This is a genomic window from Aquibium oceanicum (assembly GCF_001889605.1).
Classification (GTDB): domain Bacteria; phylum Pseudomonadota; class Alphaproteobacteria; order Rhizobiales; family Rhizobiaceae; genus Aquibium; species Aquibium oceanicum.
Window position 1 is genome coordinate 1960682 of record NZ_CP018171.1, and the last position, 24316, is coordinate 1984997.

The 24316-nt window shown below is 67.2% G+C and carries 23 protein-coding genes and 1 pseudogene; 11 read left to right on the forward strand and 13 right to left on the reverse strand.

Going from position 1 to position 24316, the window contains the following annotated elements; translation table 11 throughout:
- Positions 1–9 precede the first annotated feature (9 nt).
- Complete coding sequence (locus BSQ44_RS09700) at positions 10–1542, forward strand: class I adenylate-forming enzyme family protein (RefSeq protein ID WP_072603459.1); 1533 nt, start codon at positions 10–12, stop codon at positions 1540–1542.
- On the forward strand, positions 1539–2297 hold the full coding sequence (locus BSQ44_RS09705) for an SDR family NAD(P)-dependent oxidoreductase (RefSeq protein WP_072603461.1): 759 nt from the start codon (positions 1539–1541) through the stop codon (positions 2295–2297). Before BSQ44_RS09700 ends, BSQ44_RS09705 begins: the two co-directional genes overlap by 4 nt.
- Before the next feature lie 3 nt (positions 2298–2300).
- On the opposite strand, the gene BSQ44_RS09710 is transcribed toward BSQ44_RS09705, so the two are convergent.
- Genes BSQ44_RS09710 through BSQ44_RS09720 form a run of 3 tightly spaced genes read right to left on the reverse strand, consistent with a single transcriptional unit; the run spans position 2301 to position 4344 of the window.
- Positions 2301–2771, reverse strand: a complete 471-nt coding sequence (locus BSQ44_RS09710) for a MaoC family dehydratase (protein WP_072603463.1) — start codon at positions 2769–2771, stop codon at positions 2301–2303.
- Positions 2772–2810: 39 nt separating this feature from the next.
- On the reverse strand, positions 2811–3482 hold the full coding sequence (locus BSQ44_RS09715; protein WP_235633378.1) for a fumarate hydratase C-terminal domain-containing protein: 672 nt from the start codon (positions 3480–3482) through the stop codon (positions 2811–2813).
- Positions 3475–4344 carry a fumarate hydratase gene (locus BSQ44_RS09720; RefSeq protein ID WP_072603465.1) on the reverse strand — a complete coding sequence of 290 codons (870 nt, stop codon included), beginning with the start codon at positions 4342–4344 and terminating at the stop codon, positions 3475–3477. The genes BSQ44_RS09715 and BSQ44_RS09720 overlap by 8 nt, the downstream gene beginning before the upstream one ends.
- Before the next feature lie 181 nt (positions 4345–4525).
- Between BSQ44_RS09720 and BSQ44_RS09725 the strand changes: the two genes are divergently transcribed.
- The 3 genes from BSQ44_RS09725 to BSQ44_RS09735 all read left to right on the forward strand — a co-directional run bounded on the left by BSQ44_RS09725 (position 4526) and on the right by BSQ44_RS09735 (position 8418).
- Positions 4526–5584 (forward strand): Ldh family oxidoreductase, encoded by a 1059-nt coding sequence (locus tag BSQ44_RS09725; protein WP_072603467.1) that lies wholly within the window; start codon positions 4526–4528, stop codon positions 5582–5584.
- A gap of 136 nt (positions 5585–5720) precedes the next feature.
- Positions 5721–7151, forward strand: a complete 1431-nt coding sequence (locus tag BSQ44_RS09730) for an aldehyde dehydrogenase family protein (RefSeq protein WP_072603469.1) — start codon at positions 5721–5723, stop codon at positions 7149–7151.
- A gap of 115 nt (positions 7152–7266) precedes the next feature.
- The gene (locus tag BSQ44_RS09735) at positions 7267–8418 is read left to right on the forward strand and encodes a TAXI family TRAP transporter solute-binding subunit (protein WP_114579947.1); all 1152 of its coding nucleotides are present in this window, start codon (positions 7267–7269) and stop codon (positions 8416–8418) included.
- Positions 8419–8868: 450 nt separating this feature from the next.
- Here the strand turns inward: BSQ44_RS09735 and BSQ44_RS09740 are convergent, their stop codons facing one another.
- Positions 8869–9006, reverse strand: coding sequence for an Lrp/AsnC ligand binding domain-containing protein (locus BSQ44_RS09740; protein WP_210187932.1), 138 nt, complete (start codon positions 9004–9006; stop codon positions 8869–8871).
- An 82-nt stretch (positions 9007–9088) separates the two neighbouring features.
- On the opposite strand from BSQ44_RS09740, the pseudogene BSQ44_RS09745 reads away from it, so the two are divergent.
- The 4 genes and pseudogenes from BSQ44_RS09745 to BSQ44_RS09760 all read left to right on the forward strand — a co-directional run.
- Positions 9089–9439, forward strand: a pseudogene (locus BSQ44_RS09745) (transketolase); the annotation flags it as partial.
- Between the two features lie 225 nt (positions 9440–9664).
- A complete protein-coding gene (locus BSQ44_RS09750) occupies positions 9665–10321 on the forward strand; it encodes an ABC transporter ATP-binding protein (protein WP_072603471.1) in 657 nt (218 codons plus the stop codon).
- Positions 10318–12717 (forward strand): FtsX-like permease family protein, encoded by a 2400-nt coding sequence (locus tag BSQ44_RS09755; protein WP_072603473.1) that lies wholly within the window; start codon positions 10318–10320, stop codon positions 12715–12717. The genes BSQ44_RS09750 and BSQ44_RS09755 overlap by 4 nt, the downstream gene beginning before the upstream one ends.
- Entirely contained in the window at positions 12707–13753 is a 1047-nt protein-coding gene (locus BSQ44_RS09760) for a lipocalin-like domain-containing protein (protein WP_072603475.1), read from the forward strand. Before BSQ44_RS09755 ends, BSQ44_RS09760 begins: the two co-directional genes overlap by 11 nt.
- 8 nt (positions 13754–13761) lie before the next feature.
- Here the strand turns inward: BSQ44_RS09760 and BSQ44_RS09765 are convergent, their stop codons facing one another.
- The 9 genes from BSQ44_RS09765 to BSQ44_RS09805 all read right to left on the reverse strand — a co-directional run bounded on the left by BSQ44_RS09765 (position 13762) and on the right by BSQ44_RS09805 (position 22290).
- Entirely contained in the window at positions 13762–14790 is a 1029-nt protein-coding gene (locus tag BSQ44_RS09765) for a histone deacetylase family protein (protein ID WP_072603477.1), read from the reverse strand.
- Between the two features lie 11 nt (positions 14791–14801).
- On the reverse strand, positions 14802–15302 hold the full coding sequence (locus tag BSQ44_RS09770) for a GNAT family N-acetyltransferase (RefSeq protein ID WP_072603479.1): 501 nt from the start codon (positions 15300–15302) through the stop codon (positions 14802–14804).
- Position 15303: 1 nt separating this feature from the next.
- Complete coding sequence (gene kce, locus BSQ44_RS09775; protein ID WP_072603482.1) at positions 15304–16233, reverse strand: 3,5-dioxohexanoate:acetyl-CoA acetone transferase; 930 nt, start codon at positions 16231–16233, stop codon at positions 15304–15306.
- A gap of 7 nt (positions 16234–16240) precedes the next feature.
- Positions 16241–17626, reverse strand: a complete 1386-nt coding sequence (locus BSQ44_RS09780; protein ID WP_235633379.1) for an aminotransferase family protein — start codon at positions 17624–17626, stop codon at positions 16241–16243.
- Positions 17627–17637: 11 nt separating this feature from the next.
- Complete coding sequence (locus tag BSQ44_RS09785) at positions 17638–19272, reverse strand: N,N-dimethylformamidase beta subunit family domain-containing protein (protein WP_072603484.1); 1635 nt, start codon at positions 19270–19272, stop codon at positions 17638–17640.
- 6 nt (positions 19273–19278) lie between these two features.
- Entirely contained in the window at positions 19279–20037 is a 759-nt protein-coding gene (locus BSQ44_RS09790; protein ID WP_072603486.1) for an amino acid ABC transporter ATP-binding protein, read from the reverse strand.
- 11 nt (positions 20038–20048) lie between these two features.
- The gene (locus tag BSQ44_RS09795) at positions 20049–20708 is read right to left on the reverse strand and encodes an amino acid ABC transporter permease (RefSeq protein ID WP_072603488.1); all 660 of its coding nucleotides are present in this window, start codon (positions 20706–20708) and stop codon (positions 20049–20051) included.
- Positions 20709–20715: 7 nt separating this feature from the next.
- The gene (locus tag BSQ44_RS09800) at positions 20716–21363 is read right to left on the reverse strand and encodes an amino acid ABC transporter permease (protein ID WP_072603490.1); all 648 of its coding nucleotides are present in this window, start codon (positions 21361–21363) and stop codon (positions 20716–20718) included.
- Positions 21364–21507: 144 nt separating this feature from the next.
- Positions 21508–22290 carry an ABC transporter substrate-binding protein gene (locus tag BSQ44_RS09805; protein ID WP_072603493.1) on the reverse strand — a complete coding sequence of 261 codons (783 nt, stop codon included), beginning with the start codon at positions 22288–22290 and terminating at the stop codon, positions 21508–21510.
- 149 nt (positions 22291–22439) lie between these two features.
- Between BSQ44_RS09805 and BSQ44_RS09810 the strand changes: the two genes are divergently transcribed.
- Positions 22440–23399, forward strand: a complete 960-nt coding sequence (locus BSQ44_RS09810; protein WP_072603495.1) for a LysR family transcriptional regulator — start codon at positions 22440–22442, stop codon at positions 23397–23399.
- Between the two features lie 182 nt (positions 23400–23581).
- Positions 23582–24304, forward strand: a complete 723-nt coding sequence (locus BSQ44_RS09815) for an LssY C-terminal domain-containing protein (protein WP_083534978.1) — start codon at positions 23582–23584, stop codon at positions 24302–24304.
- Positions 24305–24316: the final 12 nt, after the last annotated feature.

Consider the following 24316-nt stretch of genomic DNA (forward strand, 5'->3'; position numbering starts at 1 on the left):
AGTGTCCCGGTGACCGAAGCCGCAACCGAAGAAGGCGAACTGGTCGCGCGGATCCTGCGACACGGAATCGAGCGTCCGCAAGATGTCGCGCTGGTCTGCGGCCCGGAGGCGCTGACCTGGTCTCAACTGCGAGAAGACGTGCTCGGCGTTGCCGGCGCCATCATCGCCGCAACTGGCCCTGAAGTCGGCAGGATCGCGCTGCTCGGCACCGCAAGCACCGGGCTCGCGGTCTCATACCTCGGCATCGTGGCGGCCGGCGGCTGCGCCGTCCCGCTGCCGGTGTCGGCCCACCCGGACGCGCTGGCGGGAATGCTGGCCGACTGCGAACCGGACCTCGTCTTCGTGCAGGACGGCTACCAGTCGCTCCTGAAGCCCGATCATCCCGGACGCGCAGTGGTTCTCGACGCAGCGAGCCGCACCGGACTTCCCGCCGCCTTCCTGGAATGCGGCCAGCCGCTCGCGGAGGCTGTCGTCCCGGCACCCGAAACCCCGTTCAACATCATCTACAGCTCCGGCACGACCGGGCGCGCCAAGGGCATCGTGCATTCCCATTCGATGCGGCATCGCCAGGCCGCGCGCTCGCTGTTCGGCATCGACGGGTCGAGCACGATGCTGCTTGCCACACCGCTCTATTCCAACACCACGCTGATGCCGATGCTGGCGGCGCTGTTCCATGGCGGGCGCGTCATGCTCATGCCGAAATTCGAGGTCGAGGCCTATCTCGACATCGCCGAGCGCGAGCGCGTCACCCACACCATGCTGGTTCCCGTCCAGTACCGGCGCATCCTGGCCGCGGAGAGCTTCGCCCGGCGCGACCTATCGTCCTTCAAGGTCAAGCAGTGCACGGGCGCGCCGCTTCCGGCGGCCGACAAGCGCGAGATCCTCGCCCGCTGGCCGGGACGGTTCGTCGAGGTGTACGGCCTGACCGAAGGCGGCTGCACCTGCATCCTCGACCTCGCCGCCTTCCCGCAGAAGGCGCACACGGTCGGCAGGCCCGCGGCCGGGAACGAGATCCGCGTGATCGACGACGAGGGCAAAGACGTGCCGCGCGGCGGGCGCGGCGAGATCATCGGCCGCTCGGCCACCATGATGTCCGGGTACTTCCGCAACGAGGAGGCGAACGCCGCCTTCCAATGGCGCGACCGCGACGGCACGCTCTACCACCGCACCGGAGACATCGGCATGTTCGACGAGGACGGATTCCTCGTCCTGCTCGACCGCAAGAAGGACATGATCATCTCCGGCGGTTTCAACATCTACGCCTCGGACCTCGAGGAGAAACTGCTGGCGCATCCCGACATCGCCGAAGCGGCGGTAATCGCCATCCCCAGCGAAAAATGGGGCGAAACCCCGCTCGGGCTGGTCGTCGCGAGGGACGGCCGCGCAGTCGAACCGGACGCTTTGCTGACGTGGGTGAACGGACAGGTCGGGCGCACCCAGCGCCTCGCCGCTGTCGAACTGCGCCCCGAACTCCCGCGCAACAACGCCGGCAAGATCCTCAAGCAGGATCTGAAGAAGCCCTATTGGGAGAAATCCGCATGAGCGAGACCGAAAGCACTGCACTCGAGAGCCGCGTGGCGCTGGTCACCGGCGCTAGCAGCGGCATCGGCCGCGCCACCGCGATTCGGCTGGCCGGCTTGGGCGCATCGGTGGTCGTCGGCTACAACAGCCGCCGTGAGGCTGCCGAGGAAGTCGTGCGGACGCTGCCGGGCGACGGACACATGGCGCTGCGCATCGCCATCGACGACACGGCCTCCGTGGCTGACGCTGCACGGATTGTCGAGGAGCGGTACGGCCGTCTCGACGTGCTGGTCAACAATGGCGGCGCCACCGAGCCCGTGCCCGCCCACGATCTCGACGGATTGACCGACGACATCTTCGACCGGGTGCTGCGAGTCAATCTGCGCGGACCCTTCGCGGTCGTTCGCGCCTTCCGTCCGCTGCTCGAACGCGGCACCGACGCGGCCGTCGTCAACGTCTCCTCGATCGCCGCGCGCACCGGGATGGGTTCAAGCCTCGCTTATTGCGCGGCCAAGGGCGGTCTCGACACGCTCACCGTCGGCCTCGCCAAGGTGCTGGCGCCCAAGGTCCGCGTCTTTTCGGTCTCTCCGGCCGGGGTCGACACCGATTTCGTCGCCGGCCGGACGCGCGAACAGCTGGAGGCGATGGCGGCGAAGATGCCACTCGGCAAGATCACCAGCCCCGACGACGTTGCACAGGCCATTATAGCCTGCGTCATGCTTCTCACCAGTTCCACCGGGATCGTCGTGCCGGTGGACGAAGGCCGCCACCTGTAGCCGTTACAAATGTTTTCCCGCCTCGGCGTCCGCCGGCCGGCTCGGCACCTGGCCGAGCGAGACCAGCGACATCACGGTCTCGTCCTTCTGGTTCATCACGGTGACCTGCGTCCTGATGATGCCGAATTCCGGCCGCGTCTTGTGCCGCTCCGTCGCGACGACCTCCCGCTTCACCCGCAAGGTGTCCCCCGGCTTCACCGGCCGCCGCCACCGCAACTCGTCGATGCCGAGGCCGACCATCGGCGTCTCGCCATAGCCGCCCGACTCGACGAAAAGCCGCATGGAGAGCGCCGCGATCTGCCAGCCGCTGGCGATCACCGAGCCGAACCGCCCCTGCGCCGCCTTCTCGGGGTCGGTGTGCATCGGCTGCGGGTCGTATTCTCGGGCGTAGCGGACGATGTCCTCCTCGGACATCACGACGGACTTGCTCGTCCAGGTCTCTCCGACCGAAAAATCCTCGAAATAGCGTCGCACGCGGTTTTCCTTCTTCGAATTGCCGATGGTGAAGCAGCGTCAGCGTCCGTCGCCTGCCGTCTTCGCGCGCCGCGCGGCGGAGGCCTGGCGCGCCTGCTCGAGTTCCTCCAGGATGCGCGGCATGCGCGCCGAAGCCTGGCCCTGCAGCGCATCGTACATGGAGTTGCCATGCGCATCGATCGCCACGGTGACCGGTCCAAAGCCCTCCAGTCGGAAGCGCGACAGCCGGAACTGTTCGATCAGGTCGTCCCAGGCGGTCTCCAGCCTCTCCACCGCCCCGATGCTGAGCAGCGGCGAGGCGCCGCCGGGCATGGAGAAATAGACGCCGCCGACGTCCCGCAGCGCCTGCACGCAGGCGCGCCCCATGCCGCCTTTGCCGCCCGTCGCGGTCAGGCCCAGGCGGCGGATGATGCCCGGCATGGTGTCGTCGAAGCGGGTCGACGTCGTCGGGTTGACGTAGTTCGTCACCCAGCGATCGCCCTCCGCGCGGCAGGAACTGCCCATGTGGAAAAAGGCGCTTCCGGCCTTCGGGAACGGCAGCGGTTCGCCACGGTCGAGTGCCTCGGCCATGCGCTGATGCGTCGGGAACCCGGCCGTGATGGTCACCTCGCCGTCGAGGATCACGGTATCGCCGAGCTTGAGCGACCGCGCCTCGTCGCGCGAAAGCGGCAGCGTCAGGCGCCTCAGGTCGGGCGGAGAGCCGTCACTCAAGGCGCACCACCTTTCCGCCGTCGTGGATGCGGGCAGCCGTACGGCGGTTGATCCAGCAGTTGAAGCAGACGGCGACCGGCACGAAGCCGTGTCCGTGTGAATAGTCGACATGGACCGCTAGAGCGGTGGTGTCGCCGCCGGTTCCCATCGGCCCGAATCCGGTCTTGTTGACGGCGGCCAGCAGACGTTCCTCCATGTCGGCGACCATGGGGTCGTCGTGCCTGGTGCCGATCCTGCGCAGCGTGGACATCTTGGCGAGCTTGGCCGCGTTGTCGAAGGAGCCGCCGATGCCGACGCCGATCACCACCGGCGGGCAATGCTGCGATCCGGCCTCCATCACGCATTCCATCACGTAGCCCTCGATGTCCGCGAGTTTCGGATAGCTGAAGACCTTCAGATCGGCCCAGCGCCCGGAGCCCAGCGCCTTGGGCGAGCAGGTGATGTCCATGTAGTCGGCGCCGTCCGCGACGTCGAAGGAGACGATCGGCATGTCCTTGCCGGTGTAGCTGCGCTCCAGCGTCAGCGGATGCGTGATGAACTTCAGGATCGGCGGCTGGATGGTCTCGACGAGATCGGCGAAGCCGTCGACGAAGGCGCGGCGGATGTCGCCGTCGAGCGTCAGCCGCGTGCCGATCTTGACGAAATAGGTCGGGAAGCCGGCATCCGAGCAGGCGTGGCGATCCTCGCGTTCGGCCGCGCGCGCCGCCGCCTGCATGAAGTCGAGGGTGCGCTGCGACGTCGGGTTGGTTTCGCGCCGGCGCGCCTCGGCCAGGGCGTCGAGCGTGTCGTCGGGCACCTTCTTGAGCGACCAGCCATAGAGATCACGCGCGACCTGCCTGACGACGTCGTAGGTAATCGCCAATTCATCCACCTCCCGGTCGGTCCGCCAGCGGACATGGAAGCAGGTACTGCGTGCGCCCCACGGGCGCAAACCGGGCAGCAGAGGCATTTCGCATGCCGGAACGGCCGGCGTTGGAACAGCGGCCCGGTTTGACTGCTCCGGTCCTTTGCGCCACGGCTTTCGCGCGCAGCGGAGGAACGTGATGACGGCAAACGGCGAGAACGACAGGATCACCGTCGAAGCGGGTCGTGCGCGCGCGTTCCTGGCGGACCTCTTCAGCGCCGCCGGCGTTACCGGGGACGCCGCCGCGCTCGTCGCCGACGGTCTTATCGAGGCCGACCTGCAGGGCGTCCCTTCGCACGGGTTGCTGCAGGCCCCGACCTACCTGCGCCGGCTGCGCGCCGGCACGATCGACGGCAAGGGCACGCTCAGCCTGGTCCATTCGAGCGCCGCCGTGACCGTCTACGATGCCGGTCTCGCGCTCGGCCATGCCGTTGCGAAGGGAGCGATGGATCGTGCGGTCGAGACCGCCCGGACACATGGGCTGGCGGCGGTCGCAGTCCGGACCGCCACGCATTTCGGCGTCGCCGGGCGACACGCGCGTGTCGCGGCGGAGGCGGGGATGATCGGCATCGTCATGTGCAACACGCGGCCGATGCTGGCCGCTCCCGGCGGAACCGGCGCCGTCGTCGGCAACAATCCCCTTGCGATCGCGATCCCGGTCGCCGGGCGCGAGCCGATCGTGTTCGACATGGCGATGAGCGCGGTCGCCATGGGCAGGATACGCCTCGCGGCGCAGCGCGGCGAGGCGATCCCGCCGGACTGGGCGCTTGACGCGAGCGGCCAGCCGACGACCGACGCGGCCGCCGCCCTGCGGGGCGTGCTCCGGCCTGCCGCCGGCGCCAAAGGCTACGGGCTCGCGCTCATGGTGGATTTTCTCTGCGCGCTCTCGGGCGGATCGGTGCTCGGCGAGATCGCTTCGATGTACGGCGACCCGTCCGCGCCGTCCGATTGCTCCTGGCTGTTCCTGACCATCGATCCGGCGCACTTCGGCCTGACGCAACCCTACCCGGAACGCATCGCCGGCCTGGCGGCCTCGATCCTCGCCGCGCCTGGAGAAGCATCGCTCCCCGGTGACCGGAAGCTGCGGGCGGAACGGCAGTCCCTCGGAAAGGTCGTCGTGCCGCGAACGCTGGCAGACGAACTGGAGCGCCTTGCGGCCGAGTTCGGGTCCTCGGCAAGACTGCGCACGCCCGCTTGATGGATCGGGCTTTGCATCCGTCTGGCGAAACGCTCGCGAGACGGTGTTGCGGCCGCCGCCGCCGCCGATAGGATCGCCCAAAAACGGAGGCCCACCTTTGGCGGTGGGTCCCTCCATCGGTTCGTACGGAGGAAGCATGCACGACGTATCCGAGTTCTACATCGACGGCCGGTGGACGGCGCCAGCCGATCCGCGTCGCCTGCCGATCGTCAATCCCGCCACGGAGGAGGAAATTGGTCGCGTCAGCCTCGGCACCGCCGCCGACGTCGATCGCGCCGCCTCGGCCGCCCGTCGCGCTTTCGCCTCCTGGAGCGAGACGTCCCGGGAAGAACGCCTGGCGATCCTCGGGCGTATCGTCGAGGGATTTCGGGCGCGTCTGCCGGAACTCGCCCGCCTGATGACGATGGAGATGGGCGCGCCGATCACCTTCTCGACCGAGCGGCAGGCCACCGTCGCGCTGTTTCACTTCGAGGAAGCGGTGCGCGTTCTTTCCCGCTACGAATTCGAGCGTCCGGAAGGCGTCGGCATCGTCCGGCGCGAACCGATCGGCGTCTGCGGCCTCATCACGCCATGGAACTGGCCGCTCAACCAGGTCGCGTCGAAGGTCGCACCCGCCTTGGCCACGGGCTGCACGGTCGTCCTCAAGCCGAGCGAGATCGCGCCGCTCAGCGCCCGGGCGCTGGCGGAGATCATCCATGAGGCTGGCGTGCCCGCGGGCGTCTTCAACCTCGTCAACGGTGACGGTCCGACGGTTGGCGAGGCGATCGCCAGCCATCCGGAGATCGACATGGTTTCCTTCACCGGCTCGACCGGCGCCGGCATCCGCGTGGCCAAGCTCGCCGCCGACACGGTCAAGCGGGTGGCGCAGGAACTCGGCGGCAAGTCGGCCAACATCATCCTGCCGGACGCCGATCTGGCGAAATCCGTCGTGGCGGGCGTCCATGCCTGCAACACCAATGGCGGCCAGAACTGCCAGTCGCCGACGCGCATGCTCGTCCACCGCTCGCAGCGGGACGCCGCGGTGGAGGCCGCGCGCGGTGCGATCGGCACCATCCGGCTCGGCGATCCCATGGACCCGGAAACGACGATGGGGCCGCTGGTCAGCCAGTCGCAGTTCGACAAGGTGCAGGCGCTGATCGCCTCGGGTGTCGAGGAAGGCGCCACGCTGGTGGCCGGCGGGCCGGGCCGCCCAAGCGAGTTCAATCGCGGTTACTATGTTCGCCCGACCGTGTTTGCCGACGTGACCCCGGACATGCGGATCGCGCGGGAGGAGATATTCGGGCCCGTGCTGTCGATGATCACTTACGACAGCGAGGACGAGGCGATCGAGATCGCCAACGCGACGCCCTTCGGTCTGGCCGGCTTCGTCCAGTCGACCGACCCCGACCGGGCGCGACGTGTGGCCAATCGCATCCGCGCGGGCCGGGTCTATCTCAATGGCGCCGGGTTCGATCGCAGCCTCCCCTTCGGCGGCTACAAGCAGTCGGGCAACGGGCGCGAATTTGGCGTCTTCGGCTTCGAGGAATATCTCGAGGTGAAGGCCATTCTCGGCTATCCCGCCGCCTGAGTGCGTTTCGCAGCACGGAATGCCGGGCAAGCGGGTTTGTTCGACGCAGGTTCACCCGGTAGTCAGGACGCAGCCCCGCTTCAGGCGGCGCCATGAATCAATCGCGGAGGAAACCATGTTGAACATGACAAGACGATTTGGCGGCGCTGCCGCCCTCCTGCTGTTCGCCACCACGGCGCCGACGGCGCTCCAGGCACAGGACGTCGAACTGCCCGACACGCTGGCCGTGACGTCCTATGACGTCGGCGCGGCGTCCTACAACCAGGCGGTGGCGCTCGGCACCGCGCTCGGAAATGCCTACGGCACCTCCCTGCGCGTCCTGCCGGCTACTTCCGACGTCGCGCGCTTGATCCCGTTGCAGCAGGGCCGCGTCCAGTTCGGCGTGGTCGGTTCGGAATCCTTCAACGCCGTGGAAGGCACCGAAGCGTTTTCGGCCCCGGAAATCGGACCGCAGCCCCTGCGCATGCTCGTCGGCTCCAACTCCGACAACTGCTTCACCCTCGCACTGAGGGGCGACGCGGGCATCGAGACCATCGACGACGTGAAGGGCAAGCGGATCGCTTTCGTGGTCGGAGCGCCCGCCCTGCAGAGCAACGTCGCCGGCTTCCTCTCCTTCGGCGGCCTGAGCTGGGACGACGTCGAGAAGGTCGAGGTCGCGAGCTTCGGCGCTTCCTGGGAAGCGCTCATCAACGACCAGGTCGACGCCATAACGACGCTGACCACCGGCGGCCTCGCCCAGCAGGCGGCGGCCTCTCCCGCCGGCCTGAAATGGCTGCCTTTGCCGGCTTCCAACGAAAAGGGATGGAAACGCCTGCAGTCCGTGAAGCCGCAGTTCTCGCCGCGCAACGCCACGCTCGGCCCGAACATCTCCAAGGAAAACCCGCTGGAATGCGCCGGTTTCCCGTTCCCGGTCCTGCTGACCTATCCGGATCAGGATGCAGACCTCGTCTACAACCTCACCAGGGCCGTCAACGAGCAGTTCGACAACTACGTCAAGATCGAAGCGGCCATGGTCGGCTGGTCGGAAGACCGGCAGGACTTCGAGTGGGTGGTTCCCTACCATGAAGGCGCGATCCGGTTCTGGAAGGAAAAGGGTCTCTGGACCGACGAGGCGCAGGCACACAACGACATGCTGGTGAAGCGACAGGAACTCCTGACGCAGGCCTGGGAAAAGGTCGCCGACGCGCCGGAAGGCGAGAAGACCGAGCGCTGGCTCGAGGAGCGCCGCACCGCGCTGAAGGCTGCCGACCTTCCGACCTACGAGTGACATGAAAGCGACCGGGCGGGTTCAACCCGCCCGGTTCACGAACGCCGCCCGCCCTTTCTCCCTGCCCATGCGGGGTTCTTCATTTGGGGCAAGCGACAGGAAGGAGCGGCGATGGGCCGCTTCCTTCCGTCAACAGGCATTGGTGCCCTAAGGCCGCCGCGCCTTATCCTCCGCTTGGAGGTCCATCCAGGCACAACCAGGCCGATTCGGATTCTCCCAGACATGAATGCCGCGCTTTAAGGAGCGCGCCTGCGCGCGGGCCGGTGCGCGTTTCGGATGGCGCATTGCGACTGGCCAGATCCCCAGCGCCGAATTGCCGCTTCCGCGCCTAGGAGTGCTCGACCGGCATTGGTTGGAGGCAATCCCTTTCACGATCTGCCACGAGAAATCTCCGAGGCAATGTTTCCTGAGCACCGGCGCGTGCACTCCACCTGCCACCGGTACCAAATTTCATTCGGTCCGTGCGAACCCAGACTTCACGCGCCGCAGCGGTATCGACGACTCGATCGACGCCACGCCGCGCACCTTCGTCAGGCGGCCTACGAGGAACCTTTCGAACTCGTGCAGGTCCTTGGTGGCAACTCTCATCAGTTAGTCGCGACTGCCGGTCATCAGCCAGCAATCGACGACCTCCCGGAATTGTCCGATTGCCGTCTCGAACGCCTCCAGCGGGCGGGACGTCGCGGTCCTGGGCGTCACCTCGGCCGACCGCCTGAACGCCGGCTGGACGGCCGCCCAGAGGGCCCGGTCGAGAGGCAATCCCGCCGCCGAAAGTCATATCGAGAGGCTGTTGTCCGGTCTGCCGCGTCACTGCAAGCTGATCACGGTTATCGATGGGCATCCGGCCACCCTCGCGTGGCTCGGCTCCGTGCACGGGCATCGCACGATCCCGCTCGGGGTGGAGCATTTCGGCCAGACCGGCACGATCGGCGATCTCTACCGACACTACGGCATCGATGCCGCATCGATCGTGGGGAAGGTGAACGGCCTGACCGCGGGACGCAAGATACTGGTGGCATGACCCGTCGTGCCCGAGCGCGGGCCCAACCGGATCAGGGTGTTCCGCAGCAGGGAAGAGGCGACCTGTCGAGCGTCGACTTCAAATTCCCTTGGCTAGAGACACTACCCTCCCTGGTAATGGTTCGATTGTTGAGAACTCGAAGAGAACGGTAGAAAAGCCGGCAACTCGCTGAAGTTTTTCGATTTCCGCGCTTTCCCTTTCCGCGGCAGACGATAGCTGTGGTGCATGCTGCTTTCGATCGAAGACCTGCGCAAATCCTATCCCGGACCCGAAGGCGCGGTGTCTGTCTTGCGTGGCGTGACGCTGTCGCTCGCGGCCGGAGAGACACTGGCGCTGACGGGGGAGTCCGGATCGGGCAAGAGCACGCTGCTGCATCTGGTGGCCGGGCTCGACGCCGTCGACGGTGGCCGCATCCTGCTCGACGGGCACGAGGTGAACGCGCTCGATGACAGCGGGCGCGCGCGACTGCGGCGCAACACCGTCGGCATCGTCTTCCAGCAGTTCAACCTCATCCCCTCGCTGGACGTTGCCGCCAACATCGCCTTCCAGGCAAGGTTGAGCGGAGCGACTGACCGCGAGGACCTCTCACGGCTCGCGGGCGTGCTCGGCCTCGAGGCGCATCTGCGGAAATATCCGGAGCAATTGTCGGGCGGCCAGCAGCAGCGGGTGGCGATCGCCCGGGTACTAGCGGCGCGGCCGAAGCTGATCCTTGCCGACGAGCCGACCGGCAATCTCGACGAGGCGACAGCCGACGAGGTGATGGGTCAGTTCCTCGCGCTCGTGGCGGAGGCGGGCTCGGCGCTCCTGATGGTCACGCACTCCCCGCGCCTCGCCGCCCGTCTCGGCCGGCACGCGCATTTGAGCCAGGGTCGTCTCGCGTGACCGGCGCGGTCGTTGCGGCGCTCGTGTCGCACTGGCGGCGCAATCGGCTCCAGCTCATGACGCTGGTGCTCGGCCTCGCCATGGCGACGGCGCTCTGGTCCGGCGTCCAGGCGATCAATTCGGAGGCCCGCGCAAGCTACGATGCGGCCGCCGCGACGCTGGCAGAAGGCAGGTTCGACCAGCTCGTCCCGCGCGACGGGGAGATGATGCCGCAGCAACGGTTCGTCGCTCTGCGCCGCGCCGGCTGGCTGGTCAGCCCGGTCGTGGAAGCGCGCCTGCGCATCGACAACACGACCTTGCGGCTGATCGGTGTCGATCCGCTGACCATGCCCGAGGGCTCCGCCGCGAGCGCGGCACTGGGGCGTACCGACCTTGACGGGTTCGTACGCGCGGACACGCTGGTTGCCGGGCCGGAGGCTGCGGTCGTCCTGACCGCGAACCTGGCAAATCCGGTCCTGACCGACCCCGCCGTCGCGCCGGGCACCGTGCTTGCCGACATCGGCGTCGCTCAGGCGCTGCTCGACCGTGCGGGGCGCATCAGCCGCCTGATCGTCCTGCCGGACCAGCCGCTGCGGCAGCCGCCGTTGGACGAGATCGCGCCGGACCTCGTGCTTGTGCGGGCGCAGGCCTCCAGCGACGTCGGGCGGCTGACGGACAGTTTCCACCTGAACCTCACCGCCTTCGGCTTCCTCTCCTTCGCGGTGGGCATCTTCATCGTCCATGGCGCGATCGGCCTGGCCTTCGAGCAGCGGCGCGGCATGGTGCGCACCCTGCGCGCGCTCGGTGTCCCGATTGCCGGCCTGATCGTCCTGATGCTGCTGGAACTGGTCGTGCTGGCGGTGCTGGCGGGCGCGCTCGGATTGGTGCTGGGCTACTGGATCGCGGCGCTGCTCTTGCCGGATGTCGCCGCGACGGTTCGAGGCCTCTATGGCGCCGATGTCGCCGGCACGCTGCAGATCCGCCCTGCCTGGTGGCTTTCGGGCTTGGCAATGGCGCTCGGCGGCGCGTTGATGGCGGCGGCCAGCGCGTTCTGGCGGTTGGCGCGGATGCCGATACTCGCCAGTGCCGGTGGGCGCGCCTGGGCACTCGCATCGGGCCGGACCCGCGTGCTCCAGGCCGCGGCTGCGGTCCTGCTACTCGGAGCGGCAGGCCTTCTGACGATCGTCGGGACGGGGCTCGCCGCCGGTTTCGCGCTGCTTGCCGCCCTGCTCCTGGGCGCCGCACTTGCGCTGCCCACCTGCCTTGCGGCGATCCTGCGCCTGGGCGAGGGACTGTCCGGTGGTCCCATGGCGCACTGGTTCTGGGCCGACACGCGCCAGCAGCTGCCCGGCCTCGGGCTGGCGCTGATGGCGCTGCTGCTGGCCATGGCCGCGAATGTGGGCGTATCGACCATGGTCTCCAGCTTCCGCCTCACCTTCGTCGGTTTCCTCGACCAGCGCCTGTCGGCCGAACTCTATGTGGATGCCGAAGCGGTTGCGGACCGGTCCGCGCTCGAGCGCTTCCTCGACGCGCGCGCCGACGCCGTGCTGCCCATCATGTCTGTCGATGCCACGCTTGCCGGCTTGCCGGCGGAGATATTCGGCGCGCGCGTCGGCGACACCTATCGCGACAACTGGCGCTTCCTCGACGCGTCCCCCGCCGTCTGGGACGAGGTGGAAGAGGGCAGGGCGGTCGTTATCAACGAGCAGCTTTCCCGCCGGGCCGGCCTGCAGGTCGGCGACATGCTCGCGCTCGCGCCGGAGCTGTCGCTGCCGGTGGCGGGCGTGGTTGGCGACTACGGAAATCCGATCGGCCAGGCGATCGTCGGCGAGGCGCTGTTCCGGCAGACTTTTCCCTCCGTCCAGCCGTCGCGCTACGGGCTACGCACCGACGACGCGCAGGGCGTACGGCAGGCGCTGGTGGAGACGTTCGACTTATCACCGGCGCGCATCATCGATCAGGCGTCGCTGAAGGCCTTCTCGCTGTCGGTCTTCGAGCGCACTTTCTCCGTGACCGGGGCGCTGAACGTACTGACGCTGGCGGTGGCGGCCTTCGCCATCCTGATGAGCCTCCTGACGCTCGCGGCGCTGCGGCTGCCGCAGATGGCGCCGGTCTGGGCGATGGGCACGACGCAGCGCCGGCTGGCCGTGCAGGAGATCCTGCGCACCCTCCTGCTTGCCGCCGTGACTGCGCTGCTGGCGCTGCCGCTCGGGTTGGCGCTTGCCTGGGTCCTGCTCGCCATCGTCAATGTCGAGGCGTTCGGTTGGCGCCTGCCGATGTACCTCTTCCCCGTTGAATACGCCCGGCTGGTACTTTTTGCGCTGGTCGCCGCGCTCGTCGCGGCGCTCTGGCCAGCTTGGCGGCTGGCGCGCATGGAGCCGGCCGCTCTGCTGAGGATCTTCGCCAATGAACGTTAGGGCCCTCTTCTTCCTGTTGGTGGGAGTCGGCAACGCCTACGCCCAGGGCTTTGCCGGGCTCGGCACCGACGCCGAGGGCTTCGCCATGCCGGAGCAGGGTCGACAGTTCCAGTTCCCGCAGGACCATGGTCCCCATCCGGACTACCGGATCGAGTGGTGGTATGTGACCGCGAACCTGACCGGCCCCGACGGCGCGGACTATGGCCTGCAATGGACCCTGTTCCGCACCGCGCTGGCGCCCGGCGAGGCCGAAGGATGGGAGAGCCCGCAGGTCTGGTTCGGCCATGCCGCCGTCACCAGCGCCACGACCCACCTCGCCACGGAACGGTTCGCCCGGGGCGGCACGGGGCAGGCGGGGGTGGAGGCGCAGCCCTTCACCGCCTGGATCGACGACTGGCGCATGGCCGGCGACAGCTTCGACAGACTGGAGCTCAAGGCGACCGGACCGGACTTCGCCTACGACATCGCGATGGAGGCGAGGGGGCCGCTCGTCCTTCACGGCGACGAGGGCTATTCGGTCAAGTCGGCCAAGGGGCAGGCGAGCCACTATTACTCGCAGCCCTTCTTCGCGGTCGAGGGAACGCTGAGCCTGCCGGACGGCGACGTTCCGGTGAGCGGCACGGCCTGGGTCGATCGTGAATGGTCGTCGCAGCCCCTGGCGGAAGACCAGGCCGGATGGGACTGGTTCTCGCTGTCGTTCGACACGGGCGAGAAGCTGATGGGGTTCCGTTTGCGCGATGCCGCCGGCGGCGCCTTCACTTCCGCGACCTGGATCGCCGCGGACGGCGACCCGACGCCTTATGCCGACGGCAAGCTCGTCGCGACCCCGGTGCAGACGAGCCGCGTCGCCGGGCGCGACCTCCCGACGCAATGGAGGCTGGTTCTGGCGGAACGGGGTCTCGACGTGACGGTCGGCGCCCTCAACGACCAGGCCTGGATGGATCTCGGGATTCCGTACTGGGAAGGTCCGGTCCGCGTGTCTGGCACCCACCAGGGCCGGGGATATCTGGAGATGACGGGCTATGCCGAGGATTGACGGTGCGATCAGGTTGCCGAACCGTTCCATCCGCCAAGGAATGCCGAGAGGTTGTCGCCCAGCTGGTCGCAGAGATAGCCGCCCTCCTGCACGATGACGCTCGGTAGCCGAAGGGCGGAGATCCGCTCGGCAATGCGGGCGAAGCCATCCGTGGAGACCGATAGTCCACCGAAAGGATCGTGTTCGGAAGCGTCGAGGCCAAGGGCTACGACGAGCGCGTCGGGCGCGAAAGCGCGGATGCGCCGCAGGCCGTCGTCGAGCGCCGCAACGAAGCCGTCGTCGCCGGTCTTGCGCGGCAGCGGCAGGTTGAGATTGTAGCCGAGACCGGCATCCTCTCCGCGTTCGTCGGCATGGCCCCAGAAGAAGGGATAGAAGCGGACGGGGTCGGCATGGATCGAGACGGTCAGCACGTCGGACCGCCGATAGAAGATGCCTTGCGTCCCGTTGCCGTGGTGCAGGTCGACGTCGAGGATCGCCACCCGGGATGCATTACGCCGCAGATGCTGAGCGGCCACCGCCGAATTGTTGACGAAGCAGAAGCCGCCCGCCACATCCGCGAATGCGTGGTGTCCGGGCGGACGGCAGAGCGCATAGGCGGCCGGCGCGCCGGACATCACGTCTTCCGCCGCGGATGTCGCGCTCCAGGCGCTCCAGCAGACGCTCTCCCAGGTCTCGGCCGAGATCGGACAGGCGGTGTCGGCCATGTGGTAGCCGGCCTGTCCCACGGCCGATGCCGGATAGGCGCCATCGCGGGCGAGCGGATGAATGTTGGGGATCACTTCCTCGGAAGCATCCTTAATCCGCCGCCAGCGCGTGTAGATGTTCTGCAGAAACTCGAGGTATTCCGGGGTGTGCACCGCTGCCATCGGCGCCAGCCCGTGGTCGCGGGGACGCTCGACCGGGCAGCCGGCAGCTCTTGCTCCCGCGAGCAACCGTTCCACGCGCTCCGGCTGTTCCGGGTTGGGCTGCGGCGCGCCACTCGACAGGAATGCCTTCGGATCGTGCCGCTTCTGTTCGTCGGCGTAGAAAGCCTTCATTGCGTACTCCTTCAGGCCAGGCGATCCCCGGCATCGGCCAGCGCGGCGAAAGCGTCGCCATAGACGGCGTGGATGCGCTCCTCCGAGGCATGCTCGATACCGAGGGAAACATAGAACTCCTGCGCCGCGCCGTTCTCCGCATCGACCGAGAGGCGGACGTAGGCACCGCCCCGCGCCCGGGTGATCGCCGCCACACGCTGCAACAGACCGGCGGCCACTCCGCGCCTTCGCCATTGTCGATCGACGAATAGGTCGAGAACATAGGCGCCCGGCTGCCCGCGATAGGTGGAAAAGCTCGGGAAGAAGACGCACACGCCTGCCATCTCGCCATTCGCTTCGGCTATCAGCGCTTCGAAGGCCGGGCGCTCCCCGAAGCCGTGCCGCGCGAGGTCCTCCGGCGTGCTGGCCACACGGTGCACCTCGTCCATCGTCTCCGCGATGCCCAGAACCGCGCGATGGATCGCGTCGGCGTCCTCGACGGTCGCGATCCGGATCGTGACTGCGGGATCCATGCTAGAAGGCCACCCGGTCGCCGCCTTTCAGCTGCAGCATCTCCCGCGCTTCGGCCGGAGTGGCGACCTCCAGCGAGAGCGCGTCGATCACGGTTCGGATACGACGGACCTGGTCGGCGTTGGACCGGGCCAGTTCTCGTCCATCGTAAAGACTGTCCTCGAGCCCGACGCGGACGTTTCCGCCCATGGCAGCGGCGATCGACAGCAGCGGCATCTGGTGACGGCCGGCCGCAAGCACCGAGAAGCGGTAGTCGTCGCCGAAAAGCTTGTCCGCGGTGCGTTTCATGTGCGTGAGATTGTCGGCGTCGGCGCCGATGCCGCCCAGGACCCCCAGCACGAACTGGATGAACAGCGGCCCCGATACCAGACCGCGATCGCGGAAATGCGCCAGCGAATAGAGGTGGCCAACATCGTAGCATTCGAACTCGAAGCGCGTGCCGCAGCCCTCGCTGAGGCAGGCGATGATCGCCTCCATGTCGGCGAAGGTGTTCCTGAAGATCGTCGAGCGCGTTGCCTCCAGAAGTTCCGGCTCCCATGCGTGCTGCCAGTCGCGCTCGCGTTCCAGCGCCGGAAACAGCGCGAAGTTCATTGAACCCATGTTGAGCGAGCACATCTCCGGCTCCGCGCGCAACGGTGCGGCCAGCCTTTCGTCCAGCTCCATGAGGGAGGAGCCGCCGGTGGTGATGTTGATCACCGCATCGGTGGATTGTTTGATGCGAGGCAGGAACTGCATGAAGACGTCCGGATCGGCGGTCGGCCGGCCGTCTTTCGGATCGCGTGCGTGAAGATGCAGGATCGAGGCGCCCGCTTCGGCCGCCGCGATGGCGTCCGTCGCGATCTGGTCCGGCGTCACCGGCAGGTAGGGGCTCATACTGGGCGTGTGCACCGAGCCGGTGACCGCGCATGTGACGATGACTTTCTTCGGTGCCATGTCCGCCTCAGCCGTTCACGGGTAGATCGAGGTCGCGGGCGAGTGCCTCGAGCGAGTCCCCCAGGATCGAGACGATCTCGTCGACCTGTTCGCGGGTGACCACCATTGGAGGCGCGACGATGAAGTTGTCTCCGTCCAGACCGCCCTTCACCCGCCGGGCGTAGATGATGAGACCGCGTGCATAGGCATGGTCGAGCAGGCGCTGATAGGCCTTCTTGCCGGGCTCGATCGGCGCCAGCGTCTCCGGGTCGGCGACCATCTCGGCCCCGATCAGCAGGCCCTTGCCGCGCACGTCGGCGATGAAGGGGAAGCGCTTCCGCAATTCCAGAAGTTCGCCCATCAGCGCATCGCCCATCGCCGCCGCGTTGTCGATCAGGTGCAGCCGGTCCATCTCGCCGAGCACCGCCAGTCCGGCCGCGCAGGCGAGCGGATTGCCGGCATAGGTGTGGCCGTGCTGGAAGCCGCCGGCGTCGAGCAGCGGCTGGACGAGCCGCGAGGAAGCCGCCATGGCGCCGAGCGGCGCATAGCCGGAACCGATCCCCTTCGACATGGCGACGATGTCGGGCAGGCAGTCCCAGTGGTCGCCACCGAGGAACCGGCCGCTTCGGCCCGCCCCGCTCATCACCTCGTCATGGATCAGGAGCACCCCGAAGCGGTCGCAGATCTCGCGGATGCGGCTATAATAGCTGTCGGGCGCGACGAGCGCCGCGGTCGCGGCCCCGCCGATCGGCTCCATGATGAAGGCGAGCACCGTCTCCGGACCTTCTTCGAGAATGCGCTCCTCCAGCATGTCGGCGTAGCGCACCCCGCGCTCTTCCGGCGAGAAGTTGTCGCGGTCGCGCCAAGTGACGGGTGCCGGTACGGTCGGCATCGCGCGCAGCAGCGGACGGAAGCTCTCGACCAGGGCATCGTCCCCCGTGACCGAAAGCGACCCGATCGTGCCGCCGTGATAGGAGGGAAACCGCGTGACCACCTTCCAGCGCTGCGGCTGGTTCGTTGCCACGGCCCACTGGCGCGCCAGCTTGATGCAGGATTCCACTGCTTCCGACCCGCCCGAGACGAAGAACATGCGGTCGAGACCTTCCGGCATGTGCGCCGCCAGTTGCCGTGCCAGTTCCTCCGCCGGTTCGTTCTCGAAATGCAGCCGGTAGGCGAAGGTGACGCGATCCATCTGCCGCTTCATCGCCTCGATCACGGTGCGGTTGCCGTGGCCGATGTTGACCACCATCGCCCCGCTCGACCCGTCGATGAAGCGCCGGCCGGTCTGGTCCCAGATGTAGATGCCATCGGCGCGGTCGACCAGCGGCCGGCGGAGACTGGCGAGGTAGAACAGGTTCGAAGGCCTCTGACCATCGGCCGGCTGGTCGGTCATCTGGATAGCGTTGGATTGCATGGCATTCGTGCCTATCGGTTGAGGTAGCGGTCGAGAACGTTTGCGGTGACGCGCTCGACCATCGCGTCCTGCAGCTTGAGCCCGGCAACCCACTCGCAGCTTCCGGCGTGGAAAACCTCGCCCTTGCCGCGCGGGAAATTGACGATCATGCCGGCGCCGCGCTTCACCCGCTCCACCGCCGCGTCGCTTTCGTCGCCGACCAGCGTCTGCGCGACGAATTTCGCGTCGGCGTCGGACAGGAACTGGTCGTCGGCGGGAATGTCGGCGCTCTCCTCCTTCAGCGACGACATGCCGAGGGCCAGGATCTGGAGCCCCTTCGGCGCACCGCTCGTCTCGGTCGGCTCCGGCAGACCGCCGCGGATGACGTAGTCCAGCCCGTCGACCTCGTAGCCGAAGGCATGGCTCTCCGCCCCGAGCAGGTCGCCGTAGTAGATGCCGGTGCCCGCGAAGGCCCAGTGCTCCGGCCGATAGACGGGAAACCCGCGCACGCCGCGCGGCGCGCAGCCGCCCCAGCCGACATAGAGCCCCTGCGTGGCATTGAGACCGAAAGTGAGCGCCCCCGGCCGACCGATCTCCGGCGCTTCCCAGGACGTCGAGGTCCGGCTCGTGTCCGCCTGGCGGTAGACCGGGTCCTCGGCGCGCGCCCGGTACTTGTAGCAGGTCTGGCGCCGGCCTTCGTCCTCCAGCCGCGTCTGCCACATGAAGTTGCCGGCGAAGCGCGCGGCGCGTCCGCCCCTTTCCACATAGCTGTCCACGGCGTCGCGCATCTCCCAGGTCCAGTACTCGTCGTGGCCGACGAAGACCACGCAGTCGTAGCCGTCGAGGATGTCGGGATCGAAATGCAGCTCGTGCTGGCTGGCGAGATCGATCGCGTACCCGGTCCGCTCCGCCCAGCGGAAGAAGTGGCTGTCATAACTCGCCCAGCCGGAGGAGGCGTATTTGCGCGAATAGCCGTTGGCGAAGGCCCATTCCATGTGCGGGTAGCGCGGGGGCGTCGCCGGCGGGACGTAGAAATCGACCGGTACGCGCGGCGCCTCCGGCGGCAGCGCCACGAAGCCGCGGCAGAACGGCCGCTCGATGCTCACGGTCGGCGCATACATGTCGCGACCGGGCCCGGTGATGCCCTGATAATGATTCGAACCGCCCCAGGTGTTGTAGGCCGTCCAGGTGCCGGTCGCGGCGACCTGGAGCACACGGCCGGGCTTGCGGCCCTTCTCCGGACGCACGATGAAGAGATGGTGCGTTCTGATCTTGCCGCCATCCCGACCTTCCGCCGCGAGCGTCACGCGATAGGCGCCGGACGGCCAGTCGCGCGGGATCTCGAATTCGAAGCTCGTCTCCCAGCCGCAGCCTTCCACCGAAACCTGATCAGGCGTGTCCTGCCAGCGGGAGGCCAGGCCTTCACGCGAGAAGACGCGGGTTTCCGTCGCGCCGTCGCGCACGATCTCGATGGAGTACGTCGCGGCCGTCGACGACACCTGCAGCCTCACGGTATCGCCCGCCGCGTAGGAGTAGCGGTCGGTGTAGCACCAGATCTCGCCGCGATCGCCGTCCATGCCCGGCCATTCGTACTGGTTGCCGGCCACGGCCTCGCGGCGCTGCTCGGACGTCAGGCCGAAATCGGGATAGGAATTCGTGGCAGTCATGGCGGGTCAGGCGTCCGGGGCGGTGGTGAGATACTTGCGCAGGAACCCGCGTGTACGGTCCTGCTTCGGCGCGGTGAAGATCTCGGACGGCGGTCCCTCCTCCACGACCACGCCGCCGTCCATGAACAGTACCCGGTCGGCGACCTCGCCGGCGAAACGCATCTCGTGGGTCACGATGAGCATGGTCATGTGCTCGGCCGCGAGCTGTTTCATGACGAGGTTCACCTCGTCCACGAGTTCGGGATCGAGCGCGGAGGTTGCCTCGTCGAACAGCATCACCATCGGTTGCATGGCGAGCGCGCGGGCGATCGCCACGCGCTGCTTCTGGCCGCCGGAGAGCTTCGAGGGGAAGGCGTCGATCTTGTCGGCGAGGCCGACCTTGCGCAGAAGCTCCAGCGCCTGCTCGCGCGCCTCGGCCTTCGGTGTGCCCTTGAGCACGATCGGCCCCATGGCGATGTTCTCCACCACGGTGAGATGCGGGAACAGGTTGAAGTGCTGGAACACCATGCCCATTCGCTGCCGCACTTGGTTGATGTGGCGTTCGAAGGCGCGGCCCTTCAGCGGCTGGTTCACCTGCACGCCGTCGAGCCAGACCTCGCCGCCGTCGAGCGTCTCCAGATGGTTGATCGCCCGAAGCAGCGTGCTCTTGCCCGAGCCGCTCGGCCCGATGATGGCGATGATCTCGCCGCGACCGACGGTCAGGTCGATGCCCTTCAGAACCTCGTTGTCGCCGAACGCCTTGCGTGCGCCCTTCACCTCGACCATGGGACGGGAACTCATCGCGACATCTCCACGCGCGCCTCGATTCGGCGCAACGCCGCCTCGAGGACCAGATTGAGCAGGTAATAGAGCAGCGCTGCGGTGATGTAGAACTCGAACGGCCTGAACGTCTCAGAAATGGCGAGCTGCGCGGCATGCACCAGTTCGGCGATCCCGATGACCGAGACGATCGAGGATTCCTTCAGCAACGCGATCATGTTCGAGCCGACCGGAGGTGTCGTGCTGCGCACGGCCTGCGGGATCACCACGTAGCGGAAGGTCTGGAAGCGGCTGAAGCCGATCGAGCGCGCCGCTTCCGCCTGGCCCGGATCGACGGCGGCGATACCGGCGCGGAAGATGTCGGCATTGTAGACTGCGAAGTGCAGGCCAAGCCCGACGATGCCGGCCACCAGGGCAGGGATGTCGATACCGATCTGCACGAGGCCGAAATAGATCAGGAAGAGCTGCAGGAGCAGCGGCGTGCCCATGAAGAGCCAGATAAACAGCCGCACGGGATAGGCGACGATTGCCGGCGCGTAGAGCACCACGAGCGCAAAGAGGATGCCGACGAAAAACGAGATGACCGCCGCCGAGACGGTGAGCACGACCGTCCACCAAACGCCGATCCAAAGGATATCGGCGTAGGGAAGGACGACGGAGAAATCGAGACCCTGCATTGGCGCCTCAATCGATCGCGTAGCGGCGGTCGAGCAGATCGACCACCCGCGCCACGCCATAAATCATCACCATGTAGAGCAGCGCCGCCACCCCGAAGATCTCGAAGGGCTTATAGGTCGAACCGATAAAGCGTTGCGCCGTGTAGGTCAGTTCCACCACCGAGATGGTCGCCACGAGGGACGTGCCCTTCACGAGGGCGACCGTGTTGACGCCCAGCGGACGGATCATCAGCCGCGCTGCCTGCGGCAGGATCACCCGCTGCATGGTCTGTGCGCGGCTGAAGCCGATCGAGCGCGCCGCTTCCGCCTGTCCCTTGTCGACCGAAACGATCGCGCCGCGCACACCCTCGGCCATGTAGGCGCCGATGTTGAGGCCGAGCCCGACCACGCCTGCGGCGAAGGGATCGAGGTTGATGCCGACCTGAGGTCCGCCGAAATAGAGTACGAAGAGCTGAATGAGCGCAGGCGTACCGCGAAAGACACTCACATAGGTCGCCCCGAGATAGCGCAGCGGCGCCACCGGCGACAGGCGCGCGGCGGCCGCGGCGGCCGCCATGGCCAGGCCCAGGCCCCCCGCCAGCACCGAAAGCTGGACGGTCACGAGCGCCGCTTCGAGAAAGAACGGAAACACGCGCATCATCAATGCAACGTCCATCTGCGCGCGCTCCTTTCTTCGTCTGGCGTGGTCATGCGGCGGATGGCGATCATGCCGCCTCGGGCGGCGTCGGTCGAGACCGAGAGATGGCTCGAGCGGCAGGGCGACGCCACGGACGCGTCGCCCGCCGGGGCAGGAGAGGGATCAGCGGATGTCGCGGCCGATCCACTCCATGGCGATCTTCTCGTAGGTGCCGTCCTGCATCATCTCGTCCAGCGCCTTCTGCATGGCCGCCTTGAGCTCGGGGTTCTCCTTGCGGATGGCGATGCCGATGGCGACGCTGCCGCCCTCGATGTCGGGCGTGTCGAGCTGGCGGATCTTCTCGCCCGTCTCCTTCACCGCGACGGCAACCGGAATGTTGTCGACGACGATGGCATCGACGCGGCCGGCGTTCAGTTCGAGGAAGAGTTCCGGAAGCCCCTTGTAGGTGCGGATGTCCCAGCCGCCCTGTTCGCGCGCCCATTTCTCGTGGGTCTCGCCGAGCGTCACGCCGAGCGTCTTGCCCTTCAACTCGTCGAGCGACTGAACCGGCGACTCCTCCTTCACGAACACGCCGCGGCCGGCATGGTAGTAAGGGCCGACGAAGTCGACGACTTTCTCGCGATCGGGGGTGATGGTCATGGACCCGACGATGGTGTCGTACTTGCTGGCGAGCAGCCCCGCGATGATCCCGTCCCAGGCGGTCGTGACGATCACCGGCTCGACGCCGATCCGTGTCGCGATCTCCTTGCCGATGGCGGCATCGAAACCGACCACCTCGTTCTGGTCGTTGACGAAATTGAACGGGGGGTACTGTCCCGTCATGGCGATCTTCATCTCGCCGGCGTCCTTGATGGCGGCGAGGTCCTCGGCCTGCGCGGGCATGGCGCCGATGGCCATGGTAAAGGTGAATGCTGCGGCCACAAGGCCCGAAAAAACAGTCTTCATCTCGTTGTTCCTCTGGTTCTGAAGGGTTCGTGCATGGCGGCATCACGACCGCTCTTGTTCATTGCTCCCTTAGGCGACGAGCCAAATCTTTGCCTTGCACGCTTCATTGCGCAAATAGATAATGGAAATAGGTCGCATACACTGGATGAATGATGAAGCGACAGTCTCAACGGCTCGTGTGGGAACTCGACTGGAACCTGCTGCGAACCTTCGTGGTGATTGCCGAGGAAAAGAGCATCACGCGTGCCGCGGAGCGGCTGAGCCTCAAGCAGCCCAGCGTCAGCAATGCCCTGAAGCGGCTGGAAAGCCGCCTCGGGCGCCGGCTGATCGAACGGGACGCCAACCGCTTCGACCTGACCGAGGTCGGCAGGCTTCTCTACGACGAGAGCATCGAGGTCTTCGGCACGATCTCGCGGATCCCGGTGCTGGTGCGGGATGCCCGCGAAGAGGTGACGGGGCACGTCATCGTGGCGCTCACCAGCCACGTGGTCTCTCCCCTATTCGACCGGGCGCTGGCCGAGTTCCACCAGGCGCACCCGAAGTCCAGCCTCACGATCACGGTTTCGCCCAGCGTGGACGTGGCGAAGCTCGTGCGAGAACGGCGCGCCTCCTTTGGGCTCTGCCTCGTCAGCCAGCGCGACCCGGCCCTGGAGTACACGCAGGTCTATCGCGAGTTCTTCGGCTTCTTCTGCGGGCCCACCCACCGGCTCTACCGTCGAAAGGGACTGACGATGAAGGATCTCGCCGGTGAGACCTCAGTGTCCTTCCAGACGGACAACGTCTCGGATGCCCTCCGCCCGGTGGCGTTGTTGAGGAGCGAAGCCAAGCTCGATGCGAACGTCGTCGGCGTTTCCTCCAACCTCGAAGAGGTCAGGCGCATGATCGTCGCTGGCCTGGGCATCGGCCCCCTGCCGCTGCACGTCGCGCGGCGCGACGTGGAGGACGGCCTGCTTTGGCGCCTGCCTCCCTACGAATCCCCGCCCGGCATCGACATCTTCCTGCTCACCAATCAGAAGAAGGCGATGAACCGGGCCGAACAGGCGCTCCTTTCGGGCTTGCGCCGACTGATCGAGGACATCCCGCTCGAGGACCGCACCTATCACGGCTGAGGATGCGGGACGCGTGTTCCATCCCGCAGATGGAAGCTGGTTGTCTGCCATGCCGCCCTGGGTAAGTTGTCATGGTTGAAGGAAATCGGAAGCCGCTGGGTTCGCCTCTCGTGTTTCAGGCACGTGTGCTCCTGCGTCGCCTAGCGTTTGCTGGCGGCGCATTCGCAATCGTCTGGGCGGCCATGGCTTATCTCGTTCTGCCGTTCGCCCTGCGCCACTATGACCATCAGACGGCGCTGGACGGCCTCGAGATGGTGACGCGCACCGCCGATGGGCTGCCGGGTGATCCCTTGAATGTCGGGATCGTCGGATCCCGGGAGGAACTCGTGGCCGCCATGGCAGCGGCCGGTTGGGCCCCGGCGGATCCCGTGACGCTGCGCACCAGCATCGAGATCATCGGCAGCGTGGTGTTCGACAGGTCCTACCGCGACGCGCCCGTCAGCCCGCTGTTCTACCAGGGACGGCAGCAGGACCTCGCTTTCGAGAAGGCGGTCGGCCGGAGCGCGGACCGACGCCAGCATGTGCGCTTCTGGAACGTCCTCTCCGCTGGTTCAGAGGGTCGACCTGTCTGGCTGGGGTCCGCCTCGTTCGACGTCGGCGTCGGGCTCAGCCACTACACGGGCGCCGTGACCCACGCCATCTCGCCGGACGTCGACGCCATGCGCGAGGAGCTGGCCGCGGACCTCGCTGCGACCGGACGTGTTGCCGAGGTCTACGAGGTGACGGGCGTAGGCCTTACCGTGAACGGACGCAACGGAGAGGGCGACCGCTACTACACGGACGGCGAGATCCGCTTCTCCGTTCTCGCGGGCCCGGGAGAGACGGGCCGCCAGCCGCCGCCGGTTCTGCCCAACCCGTCGCTCGTCGATCTGAAGAACGCCTTGTGGCGCGCCGCCTCAGATTGATGCTGGCAACGC

Bases quoted from the DNA above. Each gene is read 5' to 3' on its own strand.
- BSQ44_RS09705 (WP_072603461.1), top strand. From the start codon at position 1,539: ATGAGCGAGACCGAAAGCACTGCACTCGAGAGCCGCGTGGCGCTGGTC.
- BSQ44_RS09815 (WP_083534978.1), top strand. From the start codon at position 23,582: ATGGCTTATCTCGTTCTGCCGTTCGCCCTGCGCCACTATGACCATCAG.
- BSQ44_RS09765 (WP_072603477.1), bottom strand. From the start codon at position 14,790: ATGAAGGCTTTCTACGCCGACGAACAGAAGCGGCACGATCCGAAGGCA.
- BSQ44_RS09735 (WP_114579947.1), top strand. From the start codon at position 7,267: ATGTTGAACATGACAAGACGATTTGGCGGCGCTGCCGCCCTCCTGCTG.
- BSQ44_RS09730 (WP_072603469.1), top strand. From the start codon at position 5,721: ATGCACGACGTATCCGAGTTCTACATCGACGGCCGGTGGACGGCGCCA.
- BSQ44_RS09785 (WP_072603484.1), bottom strand. From the start codon at position 19,272: ATGACTGCCACGAATTCCTATCCCGATTTCGGCCTGACGTCCGAGCAG.
- kce (WP_072603482.1), bottom strand. From the start codon at position 16,233: ATGGCACCGAAGAAAGTCATCGTCACATGCGCGGTCACCGGCTCGGTG.
- BSQ44_RS09740 (WP_210187932.1), bottom strand. From the start codon at position 9,006: ATGAGAGTTGCCACCAAGGACCTGCACGAGTTCGAAAGGTTCCTCGTA.
- BSQ44_RS09790 (WP_072603486.1), bottom strand. From the start codon at position 20,037: ATGGTCGAGGTGAAGGGCGCACGCAAGGCGTTCGGCGACAACGAGGTT.
- BSQ44_RS09760 (WP_072603475.1), top strand. From the start codon at position 12,707: ATGAACGTTAGGGCCCTCTTCTTCCTGTTGGTGGGAGTCGGCAACGCC.
- BSQ44_RS09800 (WP_072603490.1), bottom strand. From the start codon at position 21,363: ATGGACGTTGCATTGATGATGCGCGTGTTTCCGTTCTTTCTCGAAGCG.
- BSQ44_RS09780 (WP_235633379.1), bottom strand. From the start codon at position 17,626: ATGCAATCCAACGCTATCCAGATGACCGACCAGCCGGCCGATGGTCAG.
- BSQ44_RS09770 (WP_072603479.1), bottom strand. From the start codon at position 15,302: ATGGATCCCGCAGTCACGATCCGGATCGCGACCGTCGAGGACGCCGAC.
- BSQ44_RS09725 (WP_072603467.1), top strand. From the start codon at position 4,526: ATGACGGCAAACGGCGAGAACGACAGGATCACCGTCGAAGCGGGTCGT.
- BSQ44_RS09805 (WP_072603493.1), bottom strand. From the start codon at position 22,290: ATGAAGACTGTTTTTTCGGGCCTTGTGGCCGCAGCATTCACCTTTACC.
- BSQ44_RS09810 (WP_072603495.1), top strand. From the start codon at position 22,440: ATGATGAAGCGACAGTCTCAACGGCTCGTGTGGGAACTCGACTGGAAC.
- BSQ44_RS09795 (WP_072603488.1), bottom strand. From the start codon at position 20,708: ATGCAGGGTCTCGATTTCTCCGTCGTCCTTCCCTACGCCGATATCCTT.
- BSQ44_RS09750 (WP_072603471.1), top strand. From the start codon at position 9,665: ATGCTGCTTTCGATCGAAGACCTGCGCAAATCCTATCCCGGACCCGAA.